We start from the raw sequence: 11,730 nt of genomic DNA, 5'->3' as shown, positions 1-11,730 counted from the left end.
GCGTGTTACTGGGCTTGCGGCTTCCACTGGCCGCCTTCGACCGCGCCGACCAGCTTGTTCACGGCTTCGCGCATGGCCAGGTCGAGGACTTTGCCATTGAGGGTCGAGTCGTAGCTGGCAGTGCCGCCGAAGCCGATGACTTCACGGTTGGACAGAGCGTACTCACCGGCGCCCTGGCTCGAATAGACCACTTCGGAGGTGCTGATATTGACGATGTTGAGGGCGACCTTGGCGTAGGCGATCTGGGTCTTGCCGCGGCCGAGGATGCCGAACAGCTGGTGATCGCCGACTTCCTTGCGGCCGAACTCGGTGACGTCGCCGGTCACCACGAAGTCGGCGCCCTTCAGGCGCTGGGCCTGGCCCTTGATGGCAGCTTCCTGTTGGATTTCGCCCATGTTGTCGCGGTCCAGCACGTTGAACCGGTTGGTTTGCTGCAGGTGGGTGATGAGGATGGTCTTGGCCTGGCCGCCGAGGCGGTCGACGCCATCGGAGAAGATGCCACGCATATAGCTGGAGCGGTTGTCGAACTTGCCCACGGCGATCGGTGTGCGCACGCCGCTGTAGGGGCGGTTGACGCTTTCGACCTGTTGCACGGCAACAGCGGTAGAGGTTTCGGTAGCACAGCCGGCGAGGGACCCGACAGCCAGGGCGGCTGCCAGCACGAGTCCATGTGATGCGTATTTCACGCGTGTTCTCCAGGTAAATAGAAACTATTTGCAATGAGCGTGCATTCTGCCACGTTGTTTCGGCAGATTACCGGGATTCTTGATGGTCAAATATGAAGAATAATGGCTTTGAGCCATCTTTTTGCGTGTGTGTGCCATTACCCATCGCGGGACAAGGCTGCTCCCACTGTCATGCGTGGGTACGGCCTTGCCCCGCGATGGGCTGGCAGGGTCAGCGTGGCTTGCGGTTGCTGATCAGGGTGCCCACGCCGCTGTCGGTGAAGATCTCCAGCAACACGGCATTCGGCACGCGACCGTCGATGATGTGCGAGCTGTTCACGCCACCCTGGACGGCGTCCAGCGCGCATTTGATCTTCGGCAGCATGCCGCCGTAGATGGTGCCGTCGGCGATCAGTTCGTTGACCTGCTCGGTGGTCAACCCGGTGAGGACTTCGCCCTGCTTGTCCATCAGGCCGGCGATGTTGGTCAGCAGCATCAGCTTCTCGGCCTTCAGCGCCTCGGCCACCTTGCCGGCCACCAGGTCGGCATTGATGTTGTACGACTCGCCGTTGGCTCCCACGCCGATCGGCGCGATCACCGGGATGAAGTCACCCTTGACCAGCATGTTCAGCAAGTCGGTGTTGACGCTGACGACCTCGCCGACGTGGCCGATGTCGATGATTTCCGGCGTAGTCATTTCCGGAGTCTGGCGGGTGACGGTGAGTTTCTTGGCGCGGATCAGCTCAGCATCCTTGCCGGTCAGGCCGATGGCGCTGCCGCCGTGGCGGTTGATCAGGTTGACGATGTCCTTGTTTACCTGGCCGCCCAGGACCATCTCCACCACGTCCATGGTCGCCGCGTCGGTCACGCGCATGCCATCGATGAAGTGGCTGTCGATCGACAGGCGCTTGAGCAGGTCGCCGATTTGCGGGCCGCCACCATGCACGACTACCGGGTTGATGCCCACGGCTTTCATCAGCACGATGTCCCGGGCGAAGCCGGTCTTGAGCTCCTCGCTCTCCATCGCGTTGCCGCCGTACTTGATAACCAGGGTCTTGCCGACGAAGCGGCGGATGTAAGGCAGTGCTTCGGACAAAACCTCGGCTACATGGGAAGCGGCATCGCGATCGAGGGTCATGCAGGGCTCCAGGTAAGGAACGTAAAGTCGTCAGAACGGCAGTTGCAGGCCTGGTTGGACCCGCAGCAACTGCGTGCGGAATACAGCCTTGATTCGGTCGAGTTCTGCGGCGCTGTCGGCTTCGAAGCGCAGTACCAGCACCGGTGTGGTGTTGGAGGCGCGAACCAGGCCCCAGCCGTTGGGATAGTCGACCCGCACACCGTCGATGGTGGTCAGGTTGGCATCGCCCCAGTCGGCATTGCGCTGCAGAGCATCAATGATGCTGAATTTACCTTCGTCGGTCACATCAATGTTGATTTCCGGCGTGGAAATATCGTTCGGGAACGCGGCGAACAGGCTTTCGGCATCCTGGCCGGCTTTGCTGAGGATCTCCAGCAGACGTGCGGCGCTGTAGATGCCGTCGTCGAAACCGTACCAGCGTTCCTTGATGAAAATGTGGCCGCTCATCTCGCCAGCCAACAGCGAGCCGGTCTGCCTCATCTTCTTCTTGATCAGCGAATGACCGGTCTTCCACATCAGGGCACGACCACCGTGCTGTTCGATCAGCGGCGTCAGGCGGCGCGTGCATTTGACGTCGAAGATGATCTCGGCGCCAGGGTTGCGCGACAGCACGTCCTGGGCAAACAGCATCAGCAGGCGGTCGGGGTAGACGATGCTGCCGGTGTTGGTCACCACACCCACGCGGTCACCGTCGCCGTCGAAGGCCAGGCCGATATCGGCGCCGGTCTCCTTCACCTTGGCGATCAGATCCTCCAGGTTCTCGGGCTTGCCCGGGTCCGGATGGTGGTTGGGGAAGTTGCCGTCGACTTCGCAGAACAGCGGGATGACGTCGCAGTCCAGGGCTTCGATCAGTTGCGGTGCGACCACGCCGGCGGCGCCATTGCCGCAGTCGACCACCACCTTCAGGCGTTTGGCCAGTTTCACGTCGGCGACGATCTGCTGGAAGTAACGATCGAGGATCTCGACTTTTTTCACGTGGCCGTCGCCACGGGTCAGGTCATTGGTCTTCAGGCGTGTCAGCAGGGCCTGGATCTGTTCGTTGGCCAGTGTGTCGCCGGCGATGACGATCTTGAAACCGTTGTAGTCCGACGGGTTGTGGCTGCCGGTGAGCATCACCCCAGACTTGCCGGCCAGCACGTTGGCGGCGTAGTACAGCGCCGGGGTTGGCACCAGGCCGACATCGCTCACTTGGCAACCGGCGTCGGCCAAGCCCTTGATCAGTTGCTCGACCAGCATCGGACCGGACAGGCGACCGTCACGGCCGACCGAGATCTGTGGCTCGCCCTGGGCGAGAGTCTGGGCGCCGATGGCGCGACCGATCCAGTAGGCGGTCTCGGCATGCAGGGTCTTGCCGACCACGCCGCGGATGTCATAGGCGCGGAAGATGCTGTCGGGCAGTGCGGGGACCAGCTGGGCCATGTCGTTCATCTCTGGGGACTCCAAGTATTCAAAGGCTTCTGGGCAGGCACAAACTGAACGCTTGGACGGTGGTTTCGCCGCAGAGTTCGCCATCCATGGCCCGAACGGTCTGCTGTCGGCTCAGCGGGTGCCGGAGTGACCGAAGCCGCCGGCGCCACGCTGGGTTTCGTCGAACTGCTCGACGATATCGAAGTGCGCCTGCACCACCGGCACCAGGATCAGCTGCGCGATACGCTCGCCGACGGTGATGGTGAACGGCGTGTTGCCGCGGTTCCAGCAGGACACCATCAGCTCGCCCTGGTAGTCGGAGTCGATCAGGCCGACCAGGTTGCCCAGCACGATGCCGTGCTTATGGCCCAGGCCCGAGCGCGGCAGGATCATGGCCGCAAGGCCCGGGTCGCCGATGTACACCGACAGGCCGGTGGGGATCAGCAGGGTCTGGCCCGGTTCGAGGACGGTGTCCTCCTTGAGCAGGGCGCGCAGGTCCAGCCCGGCGGAACCGGGGGTGGCGTACTGCGGCAGGGGGAATTCGGTGCCCAGGCGTGGGTCGAGGATCTTGGCTTGAAGAGCGTGCATGTAACTTATTGAACCTGGTTGAGCCGTTCGGCGATGAAGGCGACCAGCTGGCGGGCGATCTTGCCTTTGCTGGTCTGCGCGAAGAGGGTTTGATGCTGTTGCCGGTCGATCACGGTCAGGGCGTTTTCCTCGCTGTTGAAGCCGATGCTGGGGTTGGCCACATCATTGGCGACGATCAGGTCGAGGTTCTTGTCCTTGAGCTTGCGCGTGGCGTAGTCGAGCAGGTGCTCGGTCTCGGCGGCGAAGCCGACGCTGAACGGGCGGTCGGCGCGGCCGGCAATGGTCGCAAGGATATCGGGATTGCGCACCATCTGCAGCAGCATGCCGTCGCCGGTGGTGGGATCCTTCTTGAGCTTCTGCGGTGCGACGACTTCGGGACGGTAGTCCGCGACCGCGGCCGAGGCGATGAACAGGTCGCATGGCATGGCTGCTTCACAGGCTGCGAGCATGTCCCGCGCGCTGACCACGTCGATGCGGCTGACCCGGTCAGGCGTCTGCAGGTGTACCGGTCCGGTGACGAGGGTCACCCGGGCCCCGGCTTCGGCGGCGGCCTCGGCCAGGGCGAAGCCCATCTTCCCTGAACTATGGTTGGTGATGTAGCGCACCGGGTCGATGTTCTCTTGGGTAGGGCCGGCGGTGATCAGCACGTGCTTGCCGGTCAGGGCCTGACGCTTGAAGCTCTCGGCGGCGCACCAGGCCAGGTCCGTGGCTTCGAGCATGCGGCCCAGGCCGACGTCGCCACAGGCCTGGCTGCCGGAGGCCGGGCCGAATACCTGGATGCCACGGCTCTTGAGCAGCTCTAGGTTGGCCTGGGTCGCCGGGTCGCGCCACATGGCCTGATTCATCGCCGGGGCGACCGCCACGGTGGCGTCAGTGGCCAGTACCAGGGTGGTCAACAGGTCGTCGGCCATGCCCTGGGCCATGCGTGCCATCAGGTCGGCGGTGGCTGGGGCGATGAGTACCAGGTCGGCCCACTTGGCCAGTTCGATATGACCCATGGCCGCCTCGGCGGCGGGGTCGAGCAGGTCCAGGTGGACCGGGTGGCCGGACAGCGCCTGCAGCGTGAGCGGGGTGATGAACTCGGCGCCACCACGGGTCATGACCACGCGCACCTGCGCGCCGTGTTCCAGGAGTCGGCGAATCAGCTCGGCGCTCTTGTAGGCGGCGATGCCGCCACCCACGCCGAGAACGATGCGCTTGCGATACAACCGCTGCATAGGCCTTGCCTTATTCCAGTGAAAGCGGGCGGCGACGACAGCTGCCTGCGGCAGATCGTCGCATTTTCGAAGCGAACTAGATTAACACAGCGCCCAAAAGGGCCGTAGTGGCAGGCGAGGAGGGGAAATGAACATCAGGGAGTGGCCGCTTGAAGAGCGGCCGAGGGAGAAGTTGCTGCAGCGTGGGGCGGCGATCCTTTCTGACGCGGAATTGCTGGCCGTGTTGCTGGGATCTGGGGTTGCCGGGCGCAATGTGCTTGATCTGGCACGTGGGCTGCTGGCGAAATTCGGCGGACTTCGCCAGTTTCTCGAAGCGGATCGGGTCACGGTACTGCGCGAGCCAGGCCTGGGGCCGGTGAGGTATGCGCAGTTGCAGGCATTGCTGGAAATAGGCAGGCGCTACCTGGACGAGCACATCGAGCGCGCGTCGGTCCTGGAGAGCCCGGCCTCAGTGAGGCGTTATCTCAAGTCCATGCTTCGGCACGAGGCCAGCGAGGTGTTCGGCTGCCTGTTTCTGGACACCAAGCATCGACCTCTGGCGTTCGAGATACTGTTTCGCGGCACCATCGACCGCGCGAGTATCTATCCCCGCGAAGTCGTGCGTCGCTCATTGCTGCACAACGCAGCGGCCCTGATCCTCTGCCATAACCATCCGTCGGGAAATTGTGAGCCGAGTCAGGATGACGTGCATCTGACGATGATGCTCAAGCGCTCGCTGGCGCTGATCGATGTGCGGGTGATGGACCATGTCATCGTGGGCGATGGCGAGCCGTTGTCGATGGTCGAGCATGGTTGGCTGGCCAGTTAGGCCGCGCGTGGCAAGCCCGCTCCCACAAAGACTGTGGGAGTGGGCTTGCCACGCGGTTGGATATCAACGGTCGGCTGAGACCTTGCTGAAGTCCTGCCGCCCGAACGGGCTCACCTGGTAACCCTGCACATCCTGGCGCAGCAGCGCGGCCGCCGTCGGGTGCGCCAGCGGCAGCCACAGCGCCTGCTGCTGGATCAGCGTCTGGGCCTGCTGGTACAGCCGGCTGCGCACGCTCTGGTCGTTGGTGGTGCGCCCGGCATTGATCAGCTGGTCCAGGCGGTTGTCGCAGAATCGGGCGAAGTTGGTCCCGGATTTGACCGCCGCGCAGGCAAACTGCGGGCTGAGGAAGTTGTCCGGATCGCCGTTGTCACCGGCCCAGCCCATGAACAGCAGGTCGTGTTCGCCGGCCTTGGCGCGGCGGATCAGCTCGCCCCATTCGATGGTACGGATCTCGGCCTTGATGCCGACCTTCGCTAGGTCCGCCTGAAGCATCTGCGCGCCCAGACTCGGGTTGGGGTTGAGCAGGCTACCCGACGGACGGGTCCAGATGGTGGTCTCGAAACCCTTGGCCAGCCCGGCCTTGGCCAGCAATGCCTTGGCTTTCTTTTGGTCCAGGGCATAGCCGGGCAGGTCCTTGGCGTAGCTCCAGGTGTTCGGCGGATAGGGGCCGTTGGCGGCGGTGGCGGTGTCTTCGAACACGGCCTTGAGGTAGGCCGGCTTGTCGAAGGCCAGGTTGATGGCCTGGCGCACTTCAGGCTTGTCCAGTGGTGGGTGCTGGCTGTTGATGGCGACGAAGGCGGTCATGAATGCCGGTGTGGTGGCCACCTTGAGGTTGCCGTCCTTGCCGGCCTCGGCGATGTCCAGCGGTTTGGGCGAAAGGGCCACCTGGCATTCACCGCGCCTGATTTTTTGCAGACGTACGTTGGCGTCCGGGGTGATGGCGTAGATCAGCGGGTCGATCGACGGCTTGCCGGCGAAATAGTCAGGGTTGGCGCGGTAGCGCACCACGGCGTCCTTCTGGAAACGCTGGAAGACGAACGGGCCGGTGCCCACCGGCTGGCTGTTGAGTTTCTCGGGGGTGCCGGCCTTGAGCAGCTTGTCGGCATATTCGGCGGAGTAGATCGAGGCGAAGCCCATGCTCAGGGTGGCGAGGAAAGTGGCGTCGGCATGGCTCAGGGTGAAACGCACTGTGTGCGGATCTGGCGCATCGATGGCCTTGATCAGACTGCCCAGTTGCAGCGACTGAGCATGCGGATAGCCGCCCGGGGCGGTCTTGTGCCAGGCGTGGGCGGGGTAGAGCATGCGCTGGAAGCTGAACAGCACATCGTCGGCGTTCAGTTCGCGGCTGGGCTTGAAGTAGGCCGTGGTGTGAAACTTCACACCGCTGCGCAGTTTGAAGTCATAGATCAGGCCGTCGGGTGACACGCTCCAGCTTTCGGCCAGGCTGGGTGCGACCTTGCCGAGCCCTGCGTCGAACTCGACGAGGCGGTTCATCAGCACATCGGCCGAGGCATTGGTGGTGGTCAGCGAGTTGTACTGCACCACGTCGAAGCCTTCGGGGCTGGCTTCGGTGCATACCGACAGCGGTGCGGCCTGGGCCAGGCCTGCGGCGCACAGGGTGGTGAACAGGAGGGATAGGGCGGCGGCACGCATGGTGGCTCCTTGGCTGGTCGGTGGCCCATCTGCCGGTGCAGTCTGGAAAATTAAGGAAATGTCCTACCCTAGTGCGGGTATTGGCAAATGACCACACCCTTTCGCATTAATTCGGCGACGGGCGGTCGACAGCTTGTCGCCCTAGTCGTTATGCTGCCCAGGCGCACTCGGCCCGACCTGAACTCTCATATTCTGTTGTTGCGGCAGAGTCTTTCTGGTATAAAGCAGCGCTCTTTTCTAGGGGCTCGGCCTGTCGCGTCAGCGGATACGGTCGATAAGACCTCCAGAATCACGGCGCCTGGCGCCAAAGACTGAGAGATTAAGCGGCCAACCCATGCCGGGTTGGGCATGTGGTTTTAGAGGGCTGAGTCATGTCGAGAGTCTGTCAAGTTACTGGTAAGGGTCCAGTAACCGGGAACAACATTTCCCACGCAAACAACAAAACCCGTCGTCGTTTCCTGCCGAACCTGCAGCACCACCGTTTCTGGGTTGAGTCCGAGAAGCGTTTCGTGCGTCTGCGCGTATCCGCCAAAGGCATGCGCGTCATTGACAAGCGTGGTATCGACGTAGTGCTGGCCGAGCTGCGTGCTCGCGGCGAAAAGTTCTAAGGAGAACGTCATGCGTGAATTGATCCGTCTGGTTTCGAGTGCCGGCACCGGCCACTTCTACACCACCGACAAGAACAAGCGCACCACTCCGGACAAGATCGAGATCAAGAAGTACGATCCGGTCGTCCGCAAGCACGTGGTGTACAAGGAAGCCAAGATCAAGTAATTGATCGGCAACCTGAAAAACCCGCAACCGCAAGGTGGCGGGTTTTTTTATGCCTTCAGGAAAGTCATCGCGGGGGCCGCGATCGGGCTTACTTCTGCTCGAACATCACATAGATCTTGCGGCACGGCTCCAGCACCTCCCAGGTGCCCGTGAAGCCTGCGGGGATCACGAAGCGATCGCCGGCACGCAAGGTCTTGGCGCCTCCGTCCAGGTCGCGCAGCACCGACACGCCCTGTACGATTTCGCAGTACTCGTGCTCGGTATAGTTCACCGTCCACTGCCCCACCTCGCCTTCCCAGACGCCGGCGGCGAACTGCCCACATGGGCTGGAGTAGTGGTTGTAGACGGCCTGGTCAGGCTCGCCCTTGATGATTTTCTCCGCTGCCGGGCGGTAGCGTTCGGCTTCGGTCAATACCTGGGCGAAGTCGACGATGCTGGCGATGCTCATGGTTGATACCCTGTTGTTGTTTAATAAAATGCACATCAGTAGGCTTTTAGGCCATTGGTGTCAAATATATTGATAGTTTCCACGCCCTGGTTTAGGGTGTCGGATGCCAGTGTGCGTTCGTCACCTGGCCAGAATTTCTGACAGCGCCCGTGAGTCCTCAGTGCGGCGTTGCACCTTAACAAGAGAGGAGTTTCCTATGACCACCCTGACTCGTGCGGACTGGGAACAGCGTGCCCAGCAACTGAAGATCGAAGGCCGCGCCTTCATCAACGGCGAATACACCGATGCCGCATCCGGTGAAACCTTCGACTGCCTGAGCCCGGTGGACGGACGCTTCCTGGCCAAGGTCGCCAGCTGCGACCTGGCCGACGCCAACCGCGCCGTCGACAACGCCCGCGCCGTGTTCGAATCCGGCGCCTGGTCGCGCCTGGCCCCGGCCAAGCGCAAGGCCAAGCTGATCCGCTTCGCCGACCTGCTGCGTAAGCACGTCGAGGAGCTGGCCCTGCTCGAAACTCTCGACATGGGCAAGCCGATCGGTGACTCCTCCACCATCGATATCCCGGGGGCGGCCCAGGCCATCCACTGGACTGCCGAAGCCATCGACAAAGTCTACGACGAAGTCGCCCCGACCCCGCACGATCAGTTGGGCCTGGTGACCCGCGAGCCAGTGGGTGTGGTCGGTGCCATCGTACCGTGGAACTTCCCGCTGCTGATGGCGTGCTGGAAGCTGGGCCCAGCCCTGGCCACCGGTAACTCCATCGTCCTGAAACCGTCGGAAAAATCGCCGCTGACCGCGATCCGCATCGCCCAGCTGGCCATCGAGGCCGGTATCCCGGCGGGCGTGCTGAACGTGCTGCCAGGCTATGGCCACACCGTGGGCAAGGCCCTGGCCCTGCACATGGACGTCGACACCCTGGTGTTCACCGGTTCGACCAAGATCGCCAAGCAGCTGATGGTCTATGCCGGTGAGTCGAACATGAAACGGGTCTGGCTGGAAGCCGGTGGCAAGAGCCCGAACATCGTCTTCGCCGACGCCCCTGACCTGCAGGCCGCCGCCGAGGCCGCCGCCAGCGCCATCGCCTTCAACCAGGGCGAAGTCTGCACCGCAGGTTCCCGCCTGTTGGTCGAGCGCTCGATCAAGGACAAGTTCCTGCCCATGGTGGTCGAGGCCCTCAAGGCCTGGAAACCGGGCAACCCGCTGGACCCGGCGACCACCGTCGGCGCACTGGTCGACACCCAGCAGATGAACACCGTGCTGTCCTACATCGAGGCCGGTCACCAGGATGGCGCCAAACTGCTGGCCGGTGGCAAGCGCATCCTCGAAGAGACCGGTGGCACCTACGTCGAGCCGACCATCTTCGACGGCGTGACCAATGCGATGAAGATCGCCAAGGAAGAAATTTTCGGCCCGGTACTGTCGGTGATCACCTTCGACACCGCCGAGGAAGCCATCGCCATTGCCAACGACACGCCGTATGGCCTGGCGGCGGGCATCTGGACCTCGGACATCTCCAAGGCGCACAAGACCGCCCGTGCCATGCGCGCCGGTAGTGTCTGGGTCAACCAGTACGACGGCGGCGACATGACCGCGCCGTTCGGTGGCTTCAAGCAGTCGGGCAACGGCCGTGACAAGTCGCTGCACGCGCTGGAGAAGTACACCGAGCTGAAGGCGACCTGGATCAAGCTGTAATCGATGGGGCCGCCTTGCGGCCCTTTCGCCGGCAAGCCGGCTCCCACAAGCTACATGCAGACCCTGTGGGAGCCGGCTTGTCGGCGAAAGGGCTGAATGGCAGCCCTAACTACAGCCGGGACGGTTCATGCCGCCCCGGCTGTGTCGTCTCTGCCGTTTAAAGATCATGCGCCTCGGAGGCCATCATGCGTTGGGGAACCTACTTTGCCGTCCTGGCGGCGGTGCTCAGTGTCGGGCTTGCGCTCGGCGTGAGCATGCCGCTGGTGTCCCTGCGCCTGGAGGGCTGGGGCTACGGCGGGTTCGCCATCGGTGTGATGGCGGCGATGCCGGCCCTTGGTGTGTTGGTCGGTGCCAGCCTGGCCAGCCGCCTTGCCGGTTTGGTCGGCGTGCCCATGGCCATGCGCCTGTGCCTGTGGGGCGGGGCGCTGTCGATCGGCTTGGTGGCGGTGCTGCCCAGCTATGCCCTATGGCTGGTACTGCGCTTGATGATCGGTATGTCGCTGACGGTGGTGTTCATCCTTGGCGAGAGCTGGATCAACCAGCTGGTTGTCGAACAGTGGCGTGGCCGTTTGGTGGCGCTGTATGGCAGCAGCTATGCCCTGAGCCAATTGGCCGGGCCGCTGGTGCTGGGGTTCCTGGGTTCGGACGACGATTTCGGCTTCTGGGCCGCGACCGGCCTGTTGCTGATCGCGCCGTTGGTTCTGTTGGGGCGCGGCGGGGCACCGACTACCGAGGCATGCAGCGTCACCTTCACCGACCTGTTCGGCTTCTGTCGCCGGCTGCCGGTGATCGCCTGGGCCATCGCGCTGTTCGCGGCATTCGAGGCGATGATCCTGACGTTGCTGCCGGTGTACTGCCTGCAGCAAGGGTTCACCACGGAGGTGGCGTTGTTCATGGTCAGCACCGTGGTGGTGGGGGATGCGGTGTTGCAATTGCCGATTGGCGCCTTGGCCGACCGCATGTCGCGGCGCACGTTGTTCAGCGGTTGCGCACTGACCTTGATGGTTTCCAGCCTGGCGATTCCGCTGCTGTTGCATACACCGGTGATCTGGCCGTTGTGGGTACTGTTCGGTGCCAGTGCGGGTGGGTTGTTCACTCTGTCGCTGGTGCTGATCGGCGAGCGCTACCGGGATGACGAACTGGTGCGGGCCAATGCCCATGTGGCGCAGCTGTGGGGCATCGGTTGCCTGCTCGGGCCTTTGCTGGCCGGGGCGGGAAGCCAGTGGATCAGCGGACATGCACTGCCGTTGCTGATGGCGGTGGGCGCGGCGGGGTTGGTGCTGCTGACGCGGCGCAAGGATGCCTTCGAGGCGGCGGCGGTCTAAGCGATCGCTCCGCCATG

11 protein-coding genes and 1 pseudogene are annotated in these 11,730 nt (G+C 63.3%); 5 read left to right on the top strand and 7 right to left on the bottom strand.

Going from position 1 to position 11,730, the window contains the following annotated elements; translation table 11 throughout:
- Positions 1–5: 5 nt before the first annotated feature.
- The 5 genes and pseudogenes from KSS90_RS24900 to coaBC form a co-directional block, all read right to left on the bottom strand.
- A complete protein-coding gene (locus KSS90_RS24900) occupies positions 6–686 on the bottom strand; it encodes a CsgG/HfaB family protein (protein ID WP_217867666.1) in 681 nt (226 codons plus the stop codon).
- Between the two features lie 211 nt (positions 687–897).
- Positions 898–1,803, bottom strand: coding sequence for an acetylglutamate kinase (gene argB, locus KSS90_RS24895; RefSeq protein ID WP_217867665.1), 906 nt, complete (start codon positions 1,801–1,803; stop codon positions 898–900).
- 30 nt (positions 1,804–1,833) lie between these two features.
- Positions 1,834–3,207, bottom strand: a pseudogene (locus KSS90_RS24890) (phosphomannomutase/phosphoglucomutase); the annotation flags it as partial.
- A gap of 135 nt (positions 3,208–3,342) precedes the next feature.
- Positions 3,343–3,798 carry a dUTP diphosphatase gene (gene dut, locus KSS90_RS24885; RefSeq protein WP_050707525.1) on the bottom strand — a complete coding sequence of 152 codons (456 nt, stop codon included), beginning with the start codon at positions 3,796–3,798 and terminating at the stop codon, positions 3,343–3,345.
- Positions 3,799–3,803: 5 nt separating this feature from the next.
- Entirely contained in the window at positions 3,804–5,015 is a 1,212-nt protein-coding gene (gene coaBC / locus KSS90_RS24880) for a bifunctional phosphopantothenoylcysteine decarboxylase/phosphopantothenate--cysteine ligase CoaBC (RefSeq protein WP_217867663.1), read from the bottom strand.
- A gap of 127 nt (positions 5,016–5,142) precedes the next feature.
- On the opposite strand from coaBC, the gene radC reads away from it, so the two are divergent.
- Positions 5,143–5,823 carry a RadC family protein gene (gene radC / locus KSS90_RS24875; RefSeq protein ID WP_217867662.1) on the top strand — a complete coding sequence of 227 codons (681 nt, stop codon included), beginning with the start codon at positions 5,143–5,145 and terminating at the stop codon, positions 5,821–5,823.
- Positions 5,824–5,886: 63 nt separating this feature from the next.
- Here the strand turns inward: radC and KSS90_RS24870 are convergent, their stop codons facing one another.
- Positions 5,887–7,476, bottom strand: coding sequence for an ABC transporter substrate-binding protein (locus tag KSS90_RS24870; protein WP_217867661.1), 1,590 nt, complete (start codon positions 7,474–7,476; stop codon positions 5,887–5,889).
- Between the two features lie 371 nt (positions 7,477–7,847).
- On the opposite strand from KSS90_RS24870, the gene rpmB reads away from it, so the two are divergent.
- Together rpmB and rpmG are read left to right on the top strand one after the other, a co-directional pair.
- Positions 7,848–8,084 carry a 50S ribosomal protein L28 gene (rpmB, locus tag KSS90_RS24865; protein WP_003258972.1) on the top strand — a complete coding sequence of 79 codons (237 nt, stop codon included), beginning with the start codon at positions 7,848–7,850 and terminating at the stop codon, positions 8,082–8,084.
- Between the two features lie 10 nt (positions 8,085–8,094).
- Positions 8,095–8,250 (top strand): 50S ribosomal protein L33, encoded by a 156-nt coding sequence (gene rpmG, locus KSS90_RS24860; RefSeq protein ID WP_003253507.1) that lies wholly within the window; start codon positions 8,095–8,097, stop codon positions 8,248–8,250.
- 88 nt (positions 8,251–8,338) lie between these two features.
- Here rpmG and KSS90_RS24855 read toward each other — a convergent pair whose 3' ends face one another.
- Positions 8,339–8,698 (bottom strand): cupin domain-containing protein, encoded by a 360-nt coding sequence (locus tag KSS90_RS24855; RefSeq protein ID WP_217867660.1) that lies wholly within the window; start codon positions 8,696–8,698, stop codon positions 8,339–8,341.
- Between the two features lie 196 nt (positions 8,699–8,894).
- Here KSS90_RS24855 and KSS90_RS24850 point away from each other — a divergent pair, with 196 nt between their 5' ends.
- Both KSS90_RS24850 and KSS90_RS24845 read left to right on the top strand, forming a co-directional pair.
- The gene (locus KSS90_RS24850) at positions 8,895–10,388 is read left to right on the top strand and encodes an aldehyde dehydrogenase (RefSeq protein WP_217867659.1); all 1,494 of its coding nucleotides are present in this window, start codon (positions 8,895–8,897) and stop codon (positions 10,386–10,388) included.
- A 185-nt stretch (positions 10,389–10,573) separates the two neighbouring features.
- Positions 10,574–11,713, top strand: coding sequence for an MFS transporter (locus KSS90_RS24845; protein WP_217867658.1), 1,140 nt, complete (start codon positions 10,574–10,576; stop codon positions 11,711–11,713).
- Positions 11,714–11,730: the final 17 nt, after the last annotated feature.

Source organism: Pseudomonas maumuensis (genome assembly GCF_019139675.1).
Lineage (GTDB): Bacteria > Pseudomonadota > Gammaproteobacteria > Pseudomonadales > Pseudomonadaceae > Aquipseudomonas > Aquipseudomonas maumuensis.
Note: the sequence above shows the minus strand (reverse complement) of the source record. Positions and strands in the feature narration are given on the sequence as shown.

Excerpts from the sequence above, each read along its gene's own strand:
- argB (WP_217867665.1), bottom strand. The coding sequence starts at position 1,803 with ATGACCCTCGATCGCGATGCCGCTTCCCATGTAGCCGAGGTTTTGTCC.
- dut (WP_050707525.1), bottom strand. The coding sequence starts at position 3,798 with ATGCACGCTCTTCAAGCCAAGATCCTCGACCCACGCCTGGGCACCGAA.
- coaBC (WP_217867663.1), bottom strand. The coding sequence starts at position 5,015 with ATGCAGCGGTTGTATCGCAAGCGCATCGTTCTCGGCGTGGGTGGCGGC.
- radC (WP_217867662.1), top strand. The coding sequence starts at position 5,143 with ATGAACATCAGGGAGTGGCCGCTTGAAGAGCGGCCGAGGGAGAAGTTG.
- KSS90_RS24870 (WP_217867661.1), bottom strand. The coding sequence starts at position 7,476 with ATGCGTGCCGCCGCCCTATCCCTCCTGTTCACCACCCTGTGCGCCGCA.
- rpmB (WP_003258972.1), top strand. The coding sequence starts at position 7,848 with ATGTCGAGAGTCTGTCAAGTTACTGGTAAGGGTCCAGTAACCGGGAAC.
- rpmG (WP_003253507.1), top strand. The coding sequence starts at position 8,095 with ATGCGTGAATTGATCCGTCTGGTTTCGAGTGCCGGCACCGGCCACTTC.
- KSS90_RS24855 (WP_217867660.1), bottom strand. The coding sequence starts at position 8,698 with ATGAGCATCGCCAGCATCGTCGACTTCGCCCAGGTATTGACCGAAGCC.
- KSS90_RS24850 (WP_217867659.1), top strand. The coding sequence starts at position 8,895 with ATGACCACCCTGACTCGTGCGGACTGGGAACAGCGTGCCCAGCAACTG.
- KSS90_RS24845 (WP_217867658.1), top strand. The coding sequence starts at position 10,574 with ATGCGTTGGGGAACCTACTTTGCCGTCCTGGCGGCGGTGCTCAGTGTC.